This window comes from Nostoc sp., from assembly GCF_036917375.1.
In the GTDB taxonomy this organism is placed as follows: domain Bacteria; phylum Cyanobacteriota; class Cyanobacteriia; order Cyanobacteriales; family Nostocaceae; genus Nostoc.
In genome coordinates, this window is the sequence record NZ_JBALDN010000092.1 from 1 (window position 1) to 20,812 (window position 20,812).

The 20,812-nt window shown below is 42.7% G+C and carries 13 protein-coding genes; 8 read left to right on the forward strand and 5 right to left on the reverse strand.

Features of this window, described 5'->3' with window-relative positions:
- Positions 1-75: 75 nt before the first annotated feature.
- The 3 genes from V7K45_RS23525 to V7K45_RS23535 form a co-directional block, all read right to left on the reverse strand.
- Positions 76-855 (reverse strand): hypothetical protein, encoded by a 780-nt coding sequence (locus tag V7K45_RS23525; RefSeq protein ID WP_335007386.1) that lies wholly within the window; start codon positions 853-855, stop codon positions 76-78.
- A gap of 46 nt (positions 856-901) precedes the next feature.
- The gene (locus V7K45_RS23530) at positions 902-1,408 is read right to left on the reverse strand and encodes a pentapeptide repeat-containing protein (RefSeq protein WP_099100594.1); all 507 of its coding nucleotides are present in this window, start codon (positions 1,406-1,408) and stop codon (positions 902-904) included.
- A gap of 126 nt (positions 1,409-1,534) precedes the next feature.
- Entirely contained in the window at positions 1,535-3,055 is a 1,521-nt protein-coding gene (locus tag V7K45_RS23535; RefSeq protein ID WP_335007387.1) for an LCP family protein, read from the reverse strand.
- Between the two features lie 115 nt (positions 3,056-3,170).
- Here V7K45_RS23535 and V7K45_RS23540 point away from each other — a divergent pair, with 115 nt between their 5' ends.
- The 3 genes from V7K45_RS23540 (at position 3,171) to V7K45_RS23550 (ending at position 6,288) form a co-directional block, all read left to right on the forward strand.
- Positions 3,171-4,235, forward strand: coding sequence for a mannose-1-phosphate guanylyltransferase (locus tag V7K45_RS23540; protein WP_335007388.1), 1,065 nt, complete (start codon positions 3,171-3,173; stop codon positions 4,233-4,235).
- A 189-nt stretch (positions 4,236-4,424) separates the two neighbouring features.
- On the forward strand, positions 4,425-4,565 hold the full coding sequence (locus V7K45_RS23545; RefSeq protein WP_335007389.1) for a hypothetical protein: 141 nt from the start codon (positions 4,425-4,427) through the stop codon (positions 4,563-4,565).
- A gap of 76 nt (positions 4,566-4,641) precedes the next feature.
- A complete protein-coding gene (locus V7K45_RS23550) occupies positions 4,642-6,288 on the forward strand; it encodes an ABC1 kinase family protein (protein ID WP_335007390.1) in 1,647 nt (548 codons plus the stop codon).
- 346 nt (positions 6,289-6,634) lie between these two features.
- Here V7K45_RS23550 and V7K45_RS23555 read toward each other — a convergent pair whose 3' ends face one another.
- Positions 6,635-12,436 carry a PAS domain S-box protein gene (locus V7K45_RS23555; protein ID WP_335007459.1) on the reverse strand — a complete coding sequence of 1,934 codons (5,802 nt, stop codon included), beginning with the start codon at positions 12,434-12,436 and terminating at the stop codon, positions 6,635-6,637.
- Between the two features lie 825 nt (positions 12,437-13,261).
- Between V7K45_RS23555 and V7K45_RS23560 the strand changes: the two genes are divergently transcribed.
- Positions 13,262-13,804, forward strand: coding sequence for an Hsp20/alpha crystallin family protein (locus tag V7K45_RS23560; protein WP_335007391.1), 543 nt, complete (start codon positions 13,262-13,264; stop codon positions 13,802-13,804).
- Positions 13,805-14,058: 254 nt separating this feature from the next.
- Here the strand turns inward: V7K45_RS23560 and V7K45_RS23565 are convergent, their stop codons facing one another.
- The gene (locus V7K45_RS23565) at positions 14,059-14,418 is read right to left on the reverse strand and encodes a Rieske (2Fe-2S) protein (RefSeq protein WP_335007392.1); all 360 of its coding nucleotides are present in this window, start codon (positions 14,416-14,418) and stop codon (positions 14,059-14,061) included.
- A 259-nt stretch (positions 14,419-14,677) separates the two neighbouring features.
- On the opposite strand from V7K45_RS23565, the gene V7K45_RS23570 reads away from it, so the two are divergent.
- The 4 genes from V7K45_RS23570 (at position 14,678) to V7K45_RS23585 (ending at position 20,649) form a co-directional block, all read left to right on the forward strand.
- Positions 14,678-16,516: a vWA domain-containing protein gene (locus V7K45_RS23570; RefSeq protein WP_335007393.1), complete on the forward strand. Its 1,839-nt coding sequence runs from the start codon at positions 14,678-14,680 to the stop codon at positions 16,514-16,516.
- A 276-nt stretch (positions 16,517-16,792) separates the two neighbouring features.
- Positions 16,793-17,836, forward strand: coding sequence for a type I glyceraldehyde-3-phosphate dehydrogenase (gene gap / locus V7K45_RS23575; RefSeq protein ID WP_335007394.1), 1,044 nt, complete (start codon positions 16,793-16,795; stop codon positions 17,834-17,836).
- A 228-nt stretch (positions 17,837-18,064) separates the two neighbouring features.
- Positions 18,065-19,495 carry a pyruvate kinase gene (pyk, locus tag V7K45_RS23580; RefSeq protein WP_335007395.1) on the forward strand — a complete coding sequence of 477 codons (1,431 nt, stop codon included), beginning with the start codon at positions 18,065-18,067 and terminating at the stop codon, positions 19,493-19,495.
- A gap of 149 nt (positions 19,496-19,644) precedes the next feature.
- Complete coding sequence (locus V7K45_RS23585) at positions 19,645-20,649, forward strand: transaldolase (RefSeq protein WP_335007396.1); 1,005 nt, start codon at positions 19,645-19,647, stop codon at positions 20,647-20,649.
- Positions 20,650-20,812: the final 163 nt, after the last annotated feature.

Below are 20,812 nucleotides of genomic sequence, written 5' to 3' on the forward strand. Positions count from 1 at the left end.
GATTGATTTTTTTGCACAAGCACTGCTGGCTAATTCCAATAATTATCTGTCTATCCCATCCCTGCTTCCTAAATATTAGACCTGAATCCTTACATCAACAATTTCGTTTAACGAATACAAAAAAACTGATTTTTCCAATTTTCCAAACCATTTATAGTGGCTGATACTTAAGCTATTTGACTCTTTATCAAAATTACAGTCGATAAATGAACCTGACGCTATAATTAATAAACCTAATAATAGACAAAATATGGTTATGCCAATTACAGCGTAGCCAACTAAAGTATCATCTTGCTTAACTACTAAACTTTTTTCTAAAGGTTGTACTAAGAAATTCTTAATTTTTAATATAATAAACTCTGCTTCTTCAGAAAAATAATCACTGTAAGTAGTTCGTCTAAATGGAATACTTTCTGTTTTAGTTAATAACTGAACTTGATATTTATATATTATTTTTCCCTCTATATCAGTTTTAGTTTGTTTTTCTAAACGACTTCCAATTAATCCAGAAATTGGTTTTTGGCTTTTTTGATGACCAAAAAAATCAAATTCTCTCAGTTGACATATAATTTTTGATGACTTTTGCTCAATATTTGAACTATCTATATTTTGTAAAACACGGTTACAATCAAGTTGTGTGACAGGTATAAACATAAAAATAGCATATAAACAAATTATACCTATTTGTCCAATAAAGAACCCAATAAATCTAAGTAATTTCGGTTGAACAATACACTTAAGCTTATTTTGTGTTTGCTCATAAATTTGTATCTTTTTATCTCTGAACAAATCCCAAATTAAAATCAAATCGATAGCGAATAATACATATTTTAATAAAGAATTTGTATTTTCCATTTTTTCGCAAAAATGTCTCTGTTTTTATGTTCAACGCTGAGATTTTTTACCTACAACCCAAACTATCTCGCGTTGACATCCCCGTAACTGGATTTACGCCATCGGCTCTTTCACACAGCAATGACACTTGATAGCGGTCAATTAAAGCATCGGTAAAATCAGCACCAGTGACATCAGCATCATAAAAGCGGCTGCGGGTCAAAGTTGCTTCAGTAAAGATGGCATTTTTCAGGTTAGCACCATCCATAGTGGCGCGATCGACTAAAGCGCCGCTCAAGTTCGCATCTTCCAAATTTGCCTTTAATAAAACTCCTTTAGTCAGAATTGCGTTGGTTAAATTCGCTCCTTGAAAATTTGTCCCCCGCATTTCTGCTGCGACAAAAGTTACACCTGCCAAATCAGCATGAGAAAAGTCACGATTTTCTAAATTTATGTTGTTGTAATTGATTGTGTTTATCTGAGCAAAAGCCGGTTTGGGATTAAGTATTATCCACCCAAAGGCTAGTAGCAAAATTACAATCAAACCCAAAAAGCGTAGTAAAATCTTTTTCATAACTTTATTATTTCTCAGTAGTCTTTTGTCATTAGTTCTATCTTACAAAGTTCTGAGCGGAGGAAACCCCCGCTCAGATTTTGCGTTTTGTCATTTAACCAATGACCAATGACTCATGACTCTTAGCTATTTCCAATCTTTCCCAATGCGGATTGTCAGATCGGATTCTAAATCACCAATAGCAGACACCTCGATTTGACCTAAGCCTAAGACTTTTTGCAAATCAACCCCAACTCGTCGGTTGCCTTTTTGGACAATAATCTGAGTTTGACGTTGGGTATCTGGCCAATCAGGCACTTTGTAAATATTATTAAAGCCTTTCTGTTTAAGATAAGCAATAACTTTTTCTGTTAGCTGAGGTTGATTTGAAGCATTTTGAATAGCAATTTTGAGGTTAGGAACCTGACGCATATCTGGCTTTAAACCAGGTACATTTACCCCAACATAATCATTCAACAGGCTCTGTTGTCCAGTCATATTTAGCCAATAGCTATCAGGGTCTTTACTGAAGCGGCTAAAGGTACCAGGCAACACAGTCATTTGGAAATTATCCCGATCTAGGTTGAGTCCGAAATTGACCAACGCCATCATTTCTTCCATCTTCAGGTTGGTATCAAAATACTTTCGCATTAGGCGAGTTAATTGAGGCAACCTGGGTAAGATGGTGGGACTATTTAAGCGTTGCAGTAGGGCTGCTGTTAGTGCTTGCTGACGCTGTACTCTCGGCAAATCTCCCAAACCTGGTTCGCGGAATCGAACAAACTGTTCTGCTTGTTCGCCATTAAGGGTTTGCCAGCCACTAACTAAATTAATCGACAGCCGACTACTGGAGTCTTTATATTCCATTGATTTGGGAACAAAGACTTCTACTCCACCTAATTGATCGACTAGCTGGCGTAATCCACTAGTAGAAATACGGATATAACGATCGATTGGGGCGTTGTTTAAGGTACGGCTAACTACCCGTGCAGCTAAGACTGGGCCGCCTTTGGCATTGGCATCAGATACCTTAGTTAATCCCTTTTCTCCCTTCTCGGGGATGGCGATCATTGTATCTTTGGGAATGGAAAGCACCCTTACAGATTTTTCGCTAGGGTTCAGTCGTACCAGCAGCATGGAGTCGCTTTTCCCGGCAAAGCTTTCTGGTGAGCCATCAACGGTACCGCTGACTGGTTCAATCCCCATGATTAAAATATTCATCGGACGTGAAAGCTTGTACTGGGAGAGTTTGCCCCATAACTCTCCTGGTAATGGGATTTTTACTTCGTCTTTAGCAGTAGTTCCTAAATCGTCGTCTGTTCGATCTAGATTGCTCCATAAAGGAGTCCACAGCGCTAATGTTGACACCAGCAGCCCAGATAAGATGATGCCAATGACAACCGTCATAAACCATAACAGCCATCGAGGCATGGTTAAGCCCAGTCTCTCAGAAAGCTGATTGGGAAACGCGCCCACAGATTCGATGATGCTACGGTTCGGATTCGCTGGCTGGTTTAGTTCGACCTGCTCCTCCTCTGAGTCGGCTACTGGTGCTGGTGTTACTTGATTTTCTGTCCGTTGAATTTGCGACGATCGCACGTCACTTTCAAACTCTACTACTTGCTGAGACGTAACCGGATTTTCCGACCATTCGACTTGTTTTATCACAATTATCTCCCCACTCAACCACTCCCTAAAAGTATGTTAATCCAAGCTACAAATATTGCCAGTGGAAAAGCTCACTGTAAACTTGTAATGTTCTTCGGTAGGCGTGTATGACAACATGAATACTTTATTGTTCCCCGTAATCCTAGCTGGTGGTAAAGGTGAACGTTTTTGGCCCCTAAGCCGCAAAGACCGACCCAAGCAATTTTTAAGTCTTGATGGTAGCTCTAGAAGTCTATTACAAGCAACCGCCGATCGATTGATTGAACTCGGTGGCAGGTGGGATTCCCTGTGGGTCATCACTTCTAGTCAGATAGCTGAAGGCGTAAGACAACAACTACCCGATTTACCAGTTGAAAACTTGCTGATTGAGTCGGAAGGCAGAGACACTGCCGCAGCCGTTGCTTGGACAAGTTTAGAAATCAAGCAGCGCTATGGTGAAGACGCTGTGATTGGCTTTTTCCCTGCTGACCACTGGATTGCTAACCAAGAGGCGTTTGCACACACATTAAATGCAGCTACGCAACTGGCAACAAGCACAGCAGCGATCGTTACACTGGGGATCAAGCCTACTTTTCCATCAACCGGTTACGGCTACATTGAACAAGGTGAAAAAATAGGTAGCTTTAATGAGTTGCCAGCTTATCACGTGAACCGCTTTACTGAAAAGCCCGACCGGGAAACGGCAGAAACTTTTTTATCTACGGGACGTTTTAGCTGGAATAGTGGAATGTTCGTTTTTCGGGCAGGGGTTGTTCTCAAGGAACTACATACCCATGCTCCAGAAATTATCGAACCTTTAGAACAACATGGCCCTGATATCTATCCCCAGTTGCCTAAGAAGAGTATAGACTATGCGTTAATGGAAAAGACAACTCTAGCATACGTTTTGCCAGTTGATTTTGGTTGGGATGATTTAGGAGATTGGAATGCGATCGAACGCTTACTGAAAACGGAAGATACTCCCAATGTGGAACTCGCTACTCACGTAGGTTTAGATACGCAAGGGGCGATTATTTACGCTTCAAATCCAGAGGATGTAGTTGTTACTATTGGTTTAGAGGATGTGGTGATTGTGCGCGATCGCAATGTCACCCTCGTTGTCAAAAAAGAACGTACCCAGGAAATCAAGCAGATCCTTAAAATTCTCCAAAGTGATTCCCGATTTACCGATCTGCTATAAAAGTTAGAACCCTTGGCAGAGGCGAAAAAGTCTATTTTCACATTATAACTTGACTGTCTGTTATTCTATCTGACAGTTATGGACATTATTAACTTTTAGCCTCTGGCCAAGACAATGGCAATCGATTCTATTACTGCCTATTAAAAATATATTTCTCCGTCCAAAGGATTTTCTTGCTCCCATCGCTTATTGCACGGTGGGGATTCCTACTCTAGTTATGTCAAACGAATGCTGAACGAACAGAAGCTCCACGAAGCCGTACAATCATCCATAAAAAGATTTCAAGATTGTGCCGCAGCTAGCAAAACTTGTGACTTGCATCAAAACTAGAGCCGATTTCCGTTGTATTGTCATCCCCTGCTGTCTACCTCTTTAACTCCTCTGCCTCTTTGCAGTTTTTTACAAAATGTTCCTCACCCAAACTGTTCCCCGTCAACGAGAAATCCTGGAAGTCTTCCTTCGCAATGGCTGGGACTATATGCGAAGGTTACTTACTGGTGGCAAAGCTGATGAACCCCAGCTGCCGACACCTGCGGTTCTAAAAAATATTTTGGTAGACTTGGGGCCAGTTTACGTCAAACTTGGCCAGCTAATGTCTACACGTCCAGATTTACTGAACGCTGCCTACATTGAGGAACTATCAACTCTACAAGATGAAGTACCGCCAGTTCCTTGGTCAGAGATAGAAATAATCCTTCGCAAAGAATTAAAACGTCCATTAGCAGAAACCTTCAGCACTGTTAACCCGATCCCCGTAGCAGCAGGATCGATTGCCCAGACACATCGAGCTACACTAGCAGACGGTCGAGAAGTCGCTCTGAAAGTGCAACGTCCGGGAATCGATCTGACCATTGCTCAAGATATTGCTTTAATTCAAGGTATTGCCGATTTAGTAGCGCGGACTGATTTTGGGCAAACCTACGAAATCAAATCCATCGCCGAAGAATTTACCAAAGCTTTAGAAGCTGAGTTGGATTTTACACGGGAAGCGGGTTTTACAGACCAACTGCGGCGCAACTTATCCAAGAGTCGCTGGTACGATCCTACACAAATAGTAGTTGCGGAAATTAACTGGGAATTGACCACAGAGAAATTGCTGGTAATGGAATGGCTCGATGGAGTACCGTTCCTGGCGGCGGATTTGGATAATGACCCCAACGTTAAAGACTCTGCCGAAAAGCGTAAAGAAATAACTACTTTGTTATTTCGGGTATTTTTCCAACAACTATATATTGATGGTTTTTTTCACGCCGATCCCCATCCAGGAAACTTGTTTTATCTCAAAGATGGGCGTGTCGCTCTTTTAGATTGTGGCATGGTGGGAAGACTCGATCCTCGGACACAGCAGATATTAACAGAGATGTTGTTAGCGATCGTTGATTTAGATGCTCAAAGGTGCGCTCAGTTAACTTTACAGCTATCTGATTCTGCTCAACCAGTGATTTTATCGCGGTTAGAAAATGATTACGATCGTATGTTGCGAAAGTATCACAATGTCAGCCTCACACAAATAAACTTCAGTCAGATAATTTATGAAGTTTTACAAGTTGCCCGCAACAATAAAATTAGGTTGCCTAGTAATATGGGTTTGTATGCCAAAACCCTAGCGAATTTAGAAGGGGTGGCGCGGACATTCAACCCAGAGCTTAATTTTTTTGATGAAGTCAAACCATTAATTACAGACTTGTTTCGTCGGCAATTACTGGGCGATAATCCAGTGCGATCGCTATTACGGACAGCCTTAGATATTAAAAGTCTGTCTCTCCAATCTCCCCGCCAAATCGAACTATTATTAGACCGAGTTACCTCAGAAACCTTACAGTGGAATCTATCACTGCGGGGTTTAGATGGTGTCCGGCGCACTATGGACGATGCCGCTAACCGCCTATCTTTTAGTATTTTAGTGGGTTCGCTGATTATGGGTGCGGCAATTATTTCCACCAGAGCGCAAACAACTCAGCTATCTTTTTTAAGCACCATCCTGTTTGCAGTCGCTAGTTTATTGGGTTTGTGGTTAATTATTAGTACATTGCGATCGGGACGTTTACGGTAAAATAATTTTGAATTTTGGACTTTGAATTGAAGGAAAAATCTAAAATTCAAAATTTAATGACTCCCAATACTGTTCGGTTAAAGCAAAAGACGCGATGAATCGCCCTCTCTACAATAATCAGTCTTTCGTAGAGACGGCGATTTATCACGTTTTTAAGCGTACAATTTTATACTTCAACATAGGTTTGCATTGTCACTTTTGCCACAATTGTTATTAACTGAATAATACTCCTGCAATCAATACGGTTCAGATAAGCATTTTTCACTTTCCTTATGGTCTGGGGAATGGGTTTGCGGGTAAAGGTAAAGGATGTATTCAAAACATGAGTCCCTTTCCCCTTTCCCCTTTAACCGAACCGTATTGCTCCTGCAATACTTGTCAATTCCATAATTTTTTCGAATTGAAAATCATGAGCTAAATTCTTGATAAAATTTTGCAGGACAGCATTTTCTGAGGGTATTTGCTCAATCAATTCTAAAATTAGGTCATCACTACATTGAGCGGCGGCAGTATATAACTGTTTCACCCATTCAGGCGACATTTCAGATAATAGATTCACTAAATCCGTGAGCGTCAATATTGATTTTGGTCTTTGTTGTTTTAGGTTTGTTAGCTGATAGCTTTCTTCTTGATAAATATATTGAACTCCCAAATATTCACTTAACTTTTCTAGTAATTCTTCCTCGCGAAAAGGCTTGTTAATATAATCATCGCAACCCGCTTTGATTATTGCTTCTCGTTGTTCCTCAAAAGCATTAGCAGTTAAGGCAATAATAATTGTCTTCCAATTAGGGATTTGAGATTCGGTATTTTGGATTGAGGTTTTTTCTCTAGTTTTAATAAGTTTTGTGGCTTCGTAGCCGTCCATAATTGGCATTCGCATATCCATTAAGATTAGATGTGGTTGCCATGTCTGCCAAAGTGCGATCGCTTCAATGCCATTTATTGCTTCCTGAACTGCAAAACCGATAGATGTCAGAATTTTCTTTAACACTAAGCGGCTGTCTGTGGAATCATCAACTACTAAAATACGATATTCACTTTGAGCAGGCGCTAAACTAATAACTTGGGGTCTAGTTTGTTCAATTTGAATTTCGCTGGCTATAGCTAGACCAATTTGAATATCAAAAGTAAATTTACTTCCCTCGCCAATAGTGCTAGTGACGCTAATATCTCCTCCCATTAGTTGCACATATTTGCGGCTAATTGCTAAACCTAGTCCTGTTCCCTGTTGCGATTTTCTTCCGGTTTCAGTTTGCCCAAAAGCTTCAAAGAGCAAGTCAATTTCTTGTGGGGCAATACCGCGACCAGTGTCTTGTACCTCAAAGGTTAGGGATTGGGCATTGGGCATCCCTTCGACTTCGCTCAGGACAAGTGGGCATTGGGCATTGGGCATCCCTTCGGCTACGCTCAGGGCAAGTGGGTATTGGGGATTAATTATTCTCTTGTGCTCCCCTGCTCCTCTGCTCCCCTGCTCCTCTGCTCCTCTGCTCCCCTGCTCCCCTGCTCCCCTGCTCCCCTGCTCCCCAATCCCCACCCGCAGCGTCACCCTGCCAGTATCGGTAAATTTGATGGCATTTCCCAGGAGGTTAAGCAAGACTTGACGCAGTTTACTTTCGTCAACTTGAATGTATTGGGGAAGCTGAGATGTATATTCAAAGACCAATTCTAATCCTTTGGAGGTGGCGCGGAAGCGCAACATCTCTTCAAGGTTTTCTAAGAGGCGAATTAAGTCAAAGCTGTTGAGATTTAAGGTTATTCTGCCAGCTTCGATTTTAGACATTTCCAAAATGTCGTTGATTAAATTCAGGAGATGTTCGCCAGCACGATTGATGATTGCTAGATTTTGCTGATGTTCAGTTGATAAATCGCGATCGTGGCTCATGACTTGGGTAAAACCAAGGATGGCATTGAGTGGGGTACGCAGTTCGTGACTCATGTTGGCCAGGAATTCGCTTTTGGCACGATTAGCAGCATCAGCAACGATCACAGCTTCTTGCAATGCTTGTGACTGCCTTTGAGTTTGCGCTAGCAATTGTGCCTGCTGTAAAGCAACACCCAACTGATTGCCAATTTGAACTACGATGTTGATTTCTCCTGGTTTCCATTGGCGGGGATCGGAATTTTGATAACTCGCCAGCAATCCCCAAAGCTGACTACCATGTAAAATCGGAACAATAATATAGGCTTTGGCCTGAAAACGCTCTAAGAGATGGATATAAGCAGGATGAAATTCAGCGTTGTAAATATCTGGGACACAGAGGAAACTTGCACCTGGGGTTACTTGCAGATCGGGATATTCCACCTGGTTATCTGCGCTATCCAAAATTTTCGCTAGACAACGCCCATCTTGTAAAACACCTTCTGTAAGATGAGGATCGTTGTTATGTTCTTCTATAAGAGAAATCCAATCGTTACCCACTGATTCAGAAACAAATTCCCCATTCCAGTCGGGATTGAAACGATAGACAACAACCCGATCGCAGTTAAGTACTTGGCGCAATTCTTCGGTTGTCGCCGCAAATATCGTCTCTAAATCCAGTGTTTGGCGCATTCTTTGAATCACTTGCGCGATCGCTCTTTCTCGCTCTGCACTCTCACGCAAGGCTTCTTCTGCCAATTTTCTCTCAGTAATATCTGTAATTGTACCGATGTAGCCTTTAATTTCTCCATCATCTCTAAATTCTGGCAAAGCATGACAAATTACCCAGACAACTGTACTATCATCATGCAAAAAACGATGTTCGTATTTATAGGTTGACTTAGCAGCTGTTGCTTGATTCCATGCCAACAATAGCTGCTCGCGGTCGTCTGGATGTACGGCATTTGCCCAATGTGTTCCCAGAGATTCTTCTAAACTATATCCAGTAATTTCACTCCAGCGTTGATTAAAATATAAAACATTGCCATCTACATCAGTATGAAATATACAAGCTGGTGAGGCTTCTGCGAGAAGTTGATATCGTTGCTGACCTGATTGCAAAGCCAGTTCTGCCAATTTGCGAGCGTTAATGTCTGCCCAATAACCAACCCATTCGATCGGGGAATTCGCTTCGTCACGAATTAACCTCATCTCTTCGTAGAACCAGTGATAAGTTCCGTCAGCGTGTAACCAACGGTATTCGTAAGAAATGTACTCCTGCTTAATAAGATGGGAAAATTTTTCTGAGATCGGTTTAATATCTTGTGGATGAACGCGATCGAGCCAAAAACTGGAGTTCTCGATAAATTCCCGCGCTTCATAGCCCACCATTTCTTTAACGTTTTCACTAATAAAAGTAATGCCAAAATCCTCTGATGTTTTGCTGCTATAAATGACTACAGGGCTAGAGGTGAGCAGATATTGTAGGCGTTCGTTGACTAAACGCAGTTCTTGTTCGACGTGTTTGCGTTCGCGTAACGCTGCATGTAGTTCGCTTATTTCTACTAAAACTGTGCCAACACCAGAGGGGCGATCGCTTTCACCAATAATCGGAAAATAAGAAGCTAAGAAGTGGCGGATAATATCTGGTTGTTTGATTGATATACTGCTTAATTCTTGATTAATAATCGGTTGACCAGTTATCAGAACTTGTTGATAAATTGGTTCTACTAAAGGGGCGATGTCGGGTAAGACTTCATGGATGGTCTTGCCAATATGAGCTTGCTGGGGTAGTCCATTAATCTCCGCTAGCAGTTGGTTAATTTGCACAAACCGCAGCTGGTTATCTACAATATTCATGCCGACGGGAGCACTGCTAAAAAAAGCATTGAGACGAGCTTCTCTGAGCGCTAATTCTTGTTCTAAGGTTTTGCGCTCAATCAACCCACCCAATTGAGCCGCAACAGCACTGACTAGCAAGAGCAAACGCCGATCTACCAATACTGAGCTACGTTTAAAAAACACTAAAACAGCTAATACTTGGTTCCCAGCCAGTATGGGAACACCAAAACCAGCTTTGAATCCTACCTTTGCGGCTTGTGGCGATCGCAAGAAAACTGGTTCTGTAACTTTAGAAACATCTTTTATCCATTCTGGTTCTTGACTCTGCCAAACTCTTCCTGGTAATCCCGCTCCCAGAGCAAATTTAAAAGTTTGGCTTTGCTGGCAGAATTCTTCTAAGCTGCTTTCCTCTCCGTACCACCCCAGACTGTGTTCTAAAACAGTCCCATCTTCATTAGGTATCCAGGCTTCACCAAAATCCCAGCCAATGGTGTGACAAATTAAGCGCAAGACCACTGCTAAGGCGCTGTTGACATCACTAGCGCGAGTAATAGCTTGGGTTGTCAACAGCAACAAACGGCTTTCATTTTCTGCCTGTTTGCGTTCAGTAATATCTTTCGCGGTTCCCAGTACGTACCATCGCTCATCAATCTCGATCATTTCTGCACTCAACAGTGTTGTCTTGATTTCTCCTGTTGAAGTGCAGACATCAATTTCATAGTTGCGGATGGCTTTTGCTTGTTGCAGAATGTGGGTAAGAAAATTATATTCTTCTGGATTCACCCAAATATGTAATTCTTCATCGGTGCGATCGATCACTTGAGAGCGAGAATAACCAAAAAACCGACAAAAGCTGTCGTTTACTTCGATATAGCATTTGTTGGGAACAGTAATTAAGGCAATTGGATCGGGAGATGACCGGAAAGCGGATGCTAACTTTTCTTCAGAAGCTCGTCGTGCTGCTTCTGCGCGTTGGCGTTCTTTTGCCTCCAATACCAAAGATACTAAATTACCCAGAGAGCGAGCGAAATTTTGGTCTTCTAGCGTCCAATGATGAGTAACTTCTACTGCCTCCAGACATAAAACTCCTACGGTCTTTCCCTCCAACCTAATGGGTGTATCGAGTATAGAGGTGATGTTTAATCTTGAGTAAGAGGCAGAAAATTCTTTAATTCTGGGATCGGTATGAGCATCATCTGCGGCGATTGATTGGTTTTGCTGCAAAGCTGCAAAATAAATTGGATAGTCTGCCACTGATAAGGAAAGTCCTTCGCTATGTTGATTGCAACTGCCCTCAAATAGATCGAAACACTGGATTTCTATGCCTGTTGCGTCATACAGCCAGACACTAGCTCGTTCCATGCCAATATTTTTGACAGCTGCTTCTGTGATTTTACTCAAGGCTGTTTTCAAATCACCTTGATAAAGCGTTTGATTTTGTGCCAATTTTGTCAGCACGAGATTATGATTGCGGAGCTTAATCGCGCTTTCTTGGAGTAATTTTTCTACACCTCGGCGCTGCGTAATATTACTAGCAGTGCCCGTCATGCCTATAACTTGACCCTCTTCGTTGCGTAATGCGATCGCATTCAACATTAGATAAAGTAAAGTACCATCTTTAGCTACACAGGTAGTTTCATGCTGAAAGATAGACTTTCCCTGAAGAACACCCTCAAAGGCTACTTTATCTTGAGCAACTTGTGTAGGTGAGATGAAATCAATTAAGGCACGCCCGATCATTTCTTGCGGTTCGTAGCCATAAATCTGCTTGACTGCTGGATTGACAAAGGTAATTAGTCCATCAATGTCCACCGACCAGATCATGTCCTGAGATGTCTCCACTAGGAGCCGATACTGACTTTCACTCTTCTTCAGGGCGGCTTCGACTACCAGGCGTTCGCTTTGATAAACTTCTCTACAAAAGGCTTTGCTAATGCTAACGGGAATTTCTTTAAAAATATCTTCTATTTGTCTGTTGCAAATATTTAACTCAACTGTAATCCGTTGACGCTCTTTAATCTCCTGTTGCAGCTGGGCATTTTTTTCTTTTAACTGTTTTTTCAGTCTTTGGAGAGTGAGTTGATTTTGCACCCGTAATAAAACTTCTTTGGTTTGGAATGGTTGAGTAATATAGTCAATATTGCCTAAATTGAAAACGCTTACTTTTTCCAAAAAATCATCGAATATTCCGAAAATAATTATCGGAATATCCTGAGTTTGATCGTTGGCTTTCAAATATTGACATAATTGATAATTATCTTTCTTTATAATGAGAACATTTAGCAAAAGCAAATCCGGGAGAGAAGCAAGTGCTGTATTGATTGCCAATTGTTCAGAAATGACACTTTCTACCTGATAACCTTGGTGTTGAAGGATGTCTGATAAAAAATGTAAATTCTCTAAGTTGTCATCAACTAATAAAATTTTTATTTTTTGAGCATCCATATCAGTTACTAAGTTAATTTTCAATCAGAAAGAATTTCTGGAATAAAACTGAACATAAAATCAGAAAGCAAAACTCTGTCACCAGATTGTAAATAAAATCATCGTCGCTTACAACTATACTTCAGCGCTGGGTGTATATAAAAGTTGCATATAAAGCAGGATAACTGTTTATCTCATGTCTGCTTCATTACTTAATTAAATCCGAAGAATCCCAAACAGCCAAAGCTACAGTGTACACACAAGCCCTAAAAACCTAGCTTGATGAGGCTTGACTCGTTCTCAGTCTCCGACTGAGAATGCATTCATTGAGTCTCTGACTCCATGTCTAACTAGAGGCAGCCGCAATCAGCCATTGCCATGCTCTGCATGGGAACGAGATAAATCTGAGAACAATGGGAAATCGAGCTTTTTTCTACTTGTGTTCACACCATAGCCCTTCGAATTGGGGAGACGCCAAAAGCGTTAGCAAGTCTTCATACGGCAAGCTACGTCCAGCGTCTTTGTCAATCTAACCCTTAGATCGGGCTAGAGCTTCTGACTACAAGCGAATTTAATTAAATTTACATTACATAATATAGTTTAATTTACGATTGCCTATTTACTTTGGACATTAACTATTCTCAAGCTTTTCATCCTTTTTTTGTTTGATACGGTAAATCCAACCTATGGCTGTACGGTTTACCCAACTGTTTTTAGATTCTTCTTTTATTAAATTACTTACTAGAGAGAAGAAACAAAGCAAATAAAGCTCCTCTCTAAAAAATACCTCTAAAACTTTGTTTGATTACCCAAGATTGAATTAGAAAGTTAAGGAGAGATTAAAGTATGGCACTCATTCGTTGGGAACCATTCCGTGAAATGGAAATTCTGCGTCGTCAAATGGATCAATTATTCTCTGAGCTTACAGTAGCCGAGCGCGGTAACTCCGAGATTTCTGCATCACCGAGAACAGCGTGGGTTCCTGCGGTTGAATTACATGATAATGGTTCAGAGTTGCTATTAAGAGTTGAGATTCCAGGCGTGGAAGCTAAAGACTTGGATATTCAAGTTACTCAAGATGCAGTTTCGATAGCTGGTGAGCATCGTTACGAAAAACATTCCCAATCTAACGCTAAAGTTCATTCTGAATTCCGGTATGGCAATTTCACTAGAGTAATACCTCTACCAACCAAAGTTCAGAATCAACAAGTTAAGGCAGACTTAAAAGATGGGATTTTAATTTTGAATTTACCGAAACTGGAGCAAGAGCAGAACAAGGTATTCAAAGTGAATTTAGGCCAATCTCAAAGTGCTACAGCTTCTATAGAAGCTGGCAATGGTAACACACAACCCAATATTACATCACAGCAAAGCGTTCAAACTACTTGAGAAGAGGTTCTATTTTCTCATTCAATAGTTCCAATCTTTCTGAAATAGGTAAATCTTGATAGAAACCCCAGCTAAACTTATCGGCTGGGGTTTTTATTGTTTTTTTACTTAGCACTGTTTCGGTAATACCAATTCTGTATAAAGATGCACATTAAAGACCCCTTGTTAATCCCCTGATGCTTTAGGAAACGGCGTAGCCGGAGGTAAAGATATGCAGCTTCACATAGAAACGGTATCAATTCAGGCAAAGAGTGCTATTCCTCTTGGACATCAACCCAGATACTGCCCTCTTCAACACGAATCGGAAACACTGGTAGTGCCTTTGGTTGTGAAACTAACGAGAGTACCTTACCTACACCAGGTGGCCAAGAACACCAATCTTTTACCTCACCAGTCCGCAGGTCAAAAGCACTGTGATGGAAGGAACAAACAATTGCGCCATTCTCATTTATTTTCCCACTTTTCAAAGGTAATTTTAAGTGAGGACAAGTGTTGTCTACAGCATAAAGCTGACTTTCGTGATTCAAAAGCAAAATTTTCCGGTTGCCAACTTTCACCACTTCTCGCGTACCTGGGGAAAGTGCATCGGCTGCAAGAACTTTAGTCCAACTCATTAGGTTCTCCTCTCCTAATATATCTGCTTACAGTTTCCCGCAATTGTGACCAGTGCGATCGCCTTTCAGTACCAGAGAGTCGAGAATGCCCATAACGGGCTTTGTCTACGCTGGTAAAGTACGAAAACTATAAAATTTTACATTAAATTCCATCTCTATACTGAACAAACTTATTTCTGGGTAAACTAAATAAAGCACTTATTGTCTATGTATTACAAGGCTTGTAGCTGATAAAAGACAATTCTGAGGAATATAAAAAATGATTAAGACAAGTTACGAATTTGACCAATCTATCCTCACCGCAGGATCTTCATTAAAGACAAATATTCTGCTACGTTTTCGTGCTGACATAGCTAAATCTCCTCGACGTAATCTTAACCTTTCGCTTGTAATTGACCGTTCCGGCTCTATGGCAGGCGCTCCTTTGCATCACGCACTCAAAGCCGCTGAGTCTGTGGTGGATCGACTTGAGCCAGATGACATTCTCTCAGTAGTCGTTTACGACGATGAAGTGGACAGCGTTGTGTCACCCCAGGCTGTGACTAACAAAGCCGCACTGAAAAATTCTATTCGCAAGGTGAGAGCAGGCGGTATTACCAACTTATCGGGGGGATGGCTCAAAGGTTGTGAACACGTGAAAACGCGACTCGATCCGCAAAAAATCAACCGTGTTCTCCTGCTTACCGATGGTCACGCCAATATGGGCATTCAAGACCCCAAAATACTGACGGCGACAGCAGGGCAAAAAGCTGAGGAAGGCATTATCACAACTACGTTAGGTTTTGCTCAGGGTTTCAATGAAGACCTGCTGATTGGAATGGCAAGGGCAGCCACAGGCAACTTCTATTTTATTCAGAGCATCGACGAAGCAACTGAAGTGTTTAGTATTGAGCTAGACAGTCTCAGAGCAGTAGTGGGACAGAACCTCAAGGTGACACTTGAATTAGCTGATGGTGTCAGCCTGGTTGATACATTAAGTCTGGCTAAAGTTAGCCAGAATGACGCAGGTCAAGCTGTCATCACCTTAGGAGAGCTTTACGAGGATGAGGACAAACTTCTCGGTTTGAGTCTGGGGATATCAAGCGCTCAAGTTGGCGATTTACCTGTGATGAAGTTGCATTACAGCGCCGATGTTGTGCAAGATGACCGCATTCAAAGCGTTTCAGGTACAGTTGATGTCGTTGCCAAAGTTGGCACTGTTGAGGAAGCAGCTTTTGCTGCTACAAGCCATATCATTCTGGAACTGAGTCGCCTTACCATTGCTAAGGCCAAAGAGACTAGCCTTAATCTCGCTGAACATGGCAAGCATCAGGAAGCTGAACAAACCCTGCGATCGCTTGTGAAAGATTTGCGGGATAAAGGGTTGAATGAGAATTTTGAAATTGCTGAAGAAATCGATCAGCTTGAATATTTCGCCAGTCGGATCGCTCAAAAAGCTTTAGGCAATGCTGGACGGAAAGAGATGCGGGATCAGACTTACCAAACGATGACGCGCAATCGCAGCGATTTGGTAGGTCGCGGTGTCACTACTGGCGATGAAGTGTACGCCATGCCCATTGTGAATGAAGTCGGTTCAGGTGTTGAATTGCACTGCGTTCGTGAAGGGGGTAAACTGCGGGTCAAGGTCATGTCCGCAGGCTACGATCCAACCAAGAACATCCAGTTTCCCCGCGCCATTCGTGCCGAGGGGGCACGCTATGTTGTTGAAGGGTTGGAACTCTCAAGCGATGCTACTTTCTACCGGGTACGTGGTAAAATCACTCGTTTTGCTCAACCCGGTGAAGCAGATATCTTTGTTGCCCCTAGACAATCCAATAGAGCTAACACAGGTAAAGCTTCCAAAGGCCCTGCCAGTGCTGCCGATCTTCCTACAACTGACAGTGTAGGGGACAGCATTTTAGTTCAATGTGTTAAAGATGGCAGCAAGCTACGCGCTAGGGTGGTTTCCGACGGATATGAACCAGATTGGAATATGCGTTTTCCGCGATCGGTGCGCGAGGAAGGAATGCTTTACGTCGTTGATGAAGTCAAAACCGCACCAGATGGTAAGTCTTATATTGCCTGTGGTGAAATTAAGCGGTTTGTCCAACCTACTTGAATTGGGGGCAGGGGAGCAGGGGAGCAGGGGAGCAGGGAGATGAGGGGACAAGGAGATAAACAAAACTCCTAACTCTTAACTCCTAACTCCTAACTCCTAACTCAGCACTCAGCACTCAGCACTCCTAATGCCCCATGCCCAATCCTTAAAATATGCCAAGTAAATATGCCTTAGCCGACTGAGACTGTCAGGATCAAAGAGTAAAGAGTAAAAGGCAATCTATTTTGACTTTTAACTTTCTCCTTTTGTTCAACTTCCACAACGGGAGGTTTAATCTTGACTAAATTGAAAGTTGGTATCAATGGCTTCGGTCGAATCGGACGACTTGTGCTTCGTGCTGGCATCGATAACCCCAACATTGAGTTTGTGGGCATTAACGACCTAGTACCACCAGATAACCTCGCTTACCTATTAAAGTACGACTCAACCCACGGTAAATTAAAGCAGAAGGTTGAAGCCAAGGAAGACGGCATCCTGATTGACGGACATTTTATTCCTTGTGTATCAGTTAGGAATCCAGCAGAGTTACCTTGGGGAAAATTAGGTGCAGATTATGTCGTGGAAGCTACCGGACTCTTCACTGATTACGAAGGAGCTGCAAACCATCTGAAGGCAGGTGCAAAGCGAGTGGTAATTTCCGCTCCCACCAAAGATCCAGATAGAGTTACTACCCTGTTAATGGGTGTCAATCATCACCTATTTGACCCTAGTAAGGATATCATTGTCTCCAATGCTAGCTGCACTACAAATTGTCTAGCTCCCATCGCTAAGGTCATTAATGACAACTTTGGGTTGACAGAAGGGTTGATGACCACAGTCCATGCCATGACTGCGACTCAGCCAACTGTAGACGGCCCCAGCAAGAAAGACTGGCGGGGTGGTCGAGGTGCATCCCAAAATATTATTCCCTCTTCCACAGGCGCAGCGAAAGCCGTAGCACTGGTTTTACCAGAATTGAAGGGCAGGTTAACTGGGATGGCATTACGAGTTCCGACTCCCGATGTCTCTGTAGTTGATTTAACTTTCAAAACAGCCAAAGCCACCAGTTATCAGGAAATCCGTGCTGCTATGAAGGAGGCTGCCGCAGGTTCACTAAAGGGTATCTTGGGCTACACAGATGAAGAAGTAGTTTCCACAGATTTTCAAGGTGATACCCATTCCAGTATCTTCGACGCAGGTGCTGGGATTGAGTTGAATTCCAACTTCTTCAAGGTAATAGCCTGGTATGACAACGAGTGGGGTTACTCAAATCGCGTGATTGACTTGATGTTGTCTATGTCACAGAAAGAACAACTCGCCCCGACTGCGGCTGTGGTTTGATTAGTCATTAGTCATTAGTCATTAGTCATTGGTCATTAACTTGTGACTGCTGACTCTTGACTAGGGACTTTTGGGATTTGGGTCAAATGGTAAATACTCCGAAAATAAAACGGAATCTAGTATTTTTATTTAGCAAACCAGTGATATGAAGCACGTGTGAATTTGGATGTTTTGTGCGAGCGCTCAAAGCATCCAAATTTGCAGGTTACTCCTCAACCCCCAATCCCTATGCGTCGAACCAAAATCATTTGTACTGTTGGCCCGGCTACATCTGCACCGGAAAAGCTGCAAGCCTTGGTAAAAGCTGGAATGAACGTGGCACGGCTGAATTTTTCCCACGGAGCTTATGAATTCCACGCCCAAACGGCTCACTATCTCAGGCAGATTAGTACTGAGTTGCAAAAGCCGATCGCCATTATGCAAGACCTGTGTGGCCCCAAAATTCGCTTGGGAACTTTACCACCGGAAGGCTTAAATTTAGAAGCTGGTACTGAAGTTACTTTTGTTTTGCAAGAAAAGGGTGAGAGTATTGACGAACTACCCTTACCATTACCAACTTTGTTCGCAATGGTGCGACCAGGCGAACCAATTTTAATTAATGATGGTCGTGTCAAATTGATAGTTACCGATCGCGATGCCGATCGCATTCGGGCCCAAGTGAAAAATGGCGGGTTAATTTCTACGCACAAGGGAGTAAACCTGCCCCAAACTCCTTTACCTGTCAGTTCAATCACCGAAAAAGACTTGCTGGATCTGCGTTTTGGGATTCAGTTGGGTGTAGACTGGGTGGCGGTGTCTTTTGTGCGATCACCACAAGATTTAGAACCCGCCAAGCGCATGATTGAAGCCGCTGGCGCTTCGATTCGCTTAATTGCCAAAATCGAAAGATCGGAGGCAGTAGAAAACTTTGACTCTATTCTGAACGTTGCCGACGCGATTATGATTGCCCGTGGCGATTTAGGGGTGGAAGTACCAATTCACGAAGTACCCCTAATTCAAAAAGATATTATTCGCCGTTGCAATCGTGCTGGTAAGCCGGTGATTACAGCCACCCAAATGCTAGAGTCGATGATTAGCGCTCCCGATCCCACCCGCGCCGAAGCAACCGATGTTGCTAACTCGATCTTGGATGGAACAGATGCGGTAATGCTTTCTGGTGAAACAGCTGTCGGACAATATCCCGTCGCCGCCGTCCAGATGATGCACAACATCGCCGTGCGGACAGAACAAGCTCTAGATGAGGGTAGCAAACACGCTTGGTGTCATGAAGCGGGCAGTCTTAGCGTTACTGAATCTGTGGCAGAATCCGTCTGTCGCATCGCCTATGAAACAGGCTCACGGGCAATTCTTTGTAACACTTCATCAGGAAGTACGGCGAGAATGGTTTCTAAATATCGGCCGACTTCTCCCATTATTGCCCTCACCTCCGACATTACCGCTTACCGTCAGCTAGCACTTTCTTGGGGTGTGGAAGCTTTGCTGATTCCACCAGTCCACAATGCTGAAGAGATGTTTACTAATGTAGTGAACACAGTTGTAGACATGGGTCTAGCGAATAAGGGCGATAAAGTAGTAATTACCTCTGGTGTTCCAATTGGTAAATCAGGAACAACTAGTTTAATCAAAGTGCATTCCATTGGACAGCCAATTTCGGCATAAGGCACTTAGAATAAGGCTGTGGCTCAAGATAGTAAGCAAAATTGGGCAATCATTAAGAAAAATTGCCAGAATCAGAATTGAAGGAAGAGTAAAGAGTGTAAAGAACTGGGGAATAAGTAAATCCTGTAACAAACATCACGGAGTATTTTATGTCTAAGAATTTACTGGAACAATTGCGACAAGTGACTGTTGTAGTCGCAGATACAGGGGATATCCAGGCAATTGAAAAGTTTAAACCCCAAGACGCTACCACCAATCCTTCGCTGATTACTGCTGCGGCACAAATGCCAGAATATCAGGGAATTGTCGATCAAACTTTACTCCAAGCGAAGAAAGATGCTGGAGCCGGAGCCACCCAAGCACAGATAGTTTCTCTGGCTTTTGACCGTTTGGCAGTTGCCTTTGGACTAAAGATTTTGCAAATCATTCCCGGTCGCGTATCTACGGAAGTGGATGCTCGCTTGTCCTATGATACCGAAGCTACCGTAACTAAAGCACGGGAATTAATTGCCCAGTATAAAGCTGCCGGAATTGGCCGCGATCGCGTTTTAATTAAAATCGCCAGCACTTGGGAAGGTATTCGCGCTGCGGAAATTCTGGAAAAAGAAGGTATTCACTGTAACCTTACTTTGTTGTTTGGTCTTCACCAAGCGATCGCCTGTGCTGAAGCCGGCATTACCCTGATTTCTCCCTTCGTCGGTCGGATTCTCGACTGGTACAAAAAAGATACCGGACGCGATAGCTACCCAGCACCCGAAGATCCAGGTGTTTTGTCTGTCACCAAAATCTACAACTACTACAAGAAATTTGGCTATAAAACCGAAGTTATGGGAGCTAGTTTCCGTAACCTTGGTGAAATTACTGAACTTGCAGGTAGTGATTTGCTGACCATTTCACCTTCACTTCTGGCTGAATTGCAAGCAACTGTTGGAGAACTGCCACGCAAACTTGACCCTGCGAAGGCAGCAAGCTTGGAAATCGAAAAGATATCCATTGACAAAGCTAGTTATGACAAGATGCATGCTGCTGACCGCATGGCAACTGACAAACTAGACGAAGGTATTAAAGGTTTCACCAAGGCACTAGAAGACCTTGAGAAACTTTTGGCAGACCGACTGGTTCGCCTGGAAGGACAGGTAGTGGCAAGCCATTAGAGACTTCCAATTAAAAAACATCCAAAGTAGTGTGGGTTACGGCTTATGCCGTAACCCACTTACAAATATCATGTCTGGGTAATTAGCTATGATTTCCATAGTCATTTCACCCGATACGGCAGCTGCTTATGAAGAAAACTGCGACAAGCAACAGCAATGTTTG

What these genes read in the sequence shown, in the direction of transcription:
- V7K45_RS23525 (WP_335007386.1), bottom strand. Translation starts at nt 855, where the DNA reads ATGGAAAATACAAATTCTTTATTAAAATATGTATTATTCGCTATCGAT.
- V7K45_RS23530 (WP_099100594.1), bottom strand. Translation starts at nt 1,408, where the DNA reads ATGAAAAAGATTTTACTACGCTTTTTGGGTTTGATTGTAATTTTGCTA.
- V7K45_RS23540 (WP_335007388.1), top strand. Translation starts at nt 3,171, where the DNA reads ATGAATACTTTATTGTTCCCCGTAATCCTAGCTGGTGGTAAAGGTGAA.
- V7K45_RS23550 (WP_335007390.1), top strand. Translation starts at nt 4,642, where the DNA reads ATGTTCCTCACCCAAACTGTTCCCCGTCAACGAGAAATCCTGGAAGTC.
- V7K45_RS23555 (WP_335007459.1), bottom strand. Translation starts at nt 12,436, where the DNA reads ATGGATGCTCAAAAAATAAAAATTTTATTAGTTGATGACAACTTAGAG.
- V7K45_RS23560 (WP_335007391.1), top strand. Translation starts at nt 13,262, where the DNA reads ATGGCACTCATTCGTTGGGAACCATTCCGTGAAATGGAAATTCTGCGT.
- V7K45_RS23565 (WP_335007392.1), bottom strand. Translation starts at nt 14,418, where the DNA reads ATGAGTTGGACTAAAGTTCTTGCAGCCGATGCACTTTCCCCAGGTACG.
- V7K45_RS23570 (WP_335007393.1), top strand. Translation starts at nt 14,678, where the DNA reads ATGATTAAGACAAGTTACGAATTTGACCAATCTATCCTCACCGCAGGA.
- pyk (WP_335007395.1), top strand. Translation starts at nt 18,065, where the DNA reads ATGCGTCGAACCAAAATCATTTGTACTGTTGGCCCGGCTACATCTGCA.
- V7K45_RS23585 (WP_335007396.1), top strand. Translation starts at nt 19,645, where the DNA reads ATGTCTAAGAATTTACTGGAACAATTGCGACAAGTGACTGTTGTAGTC.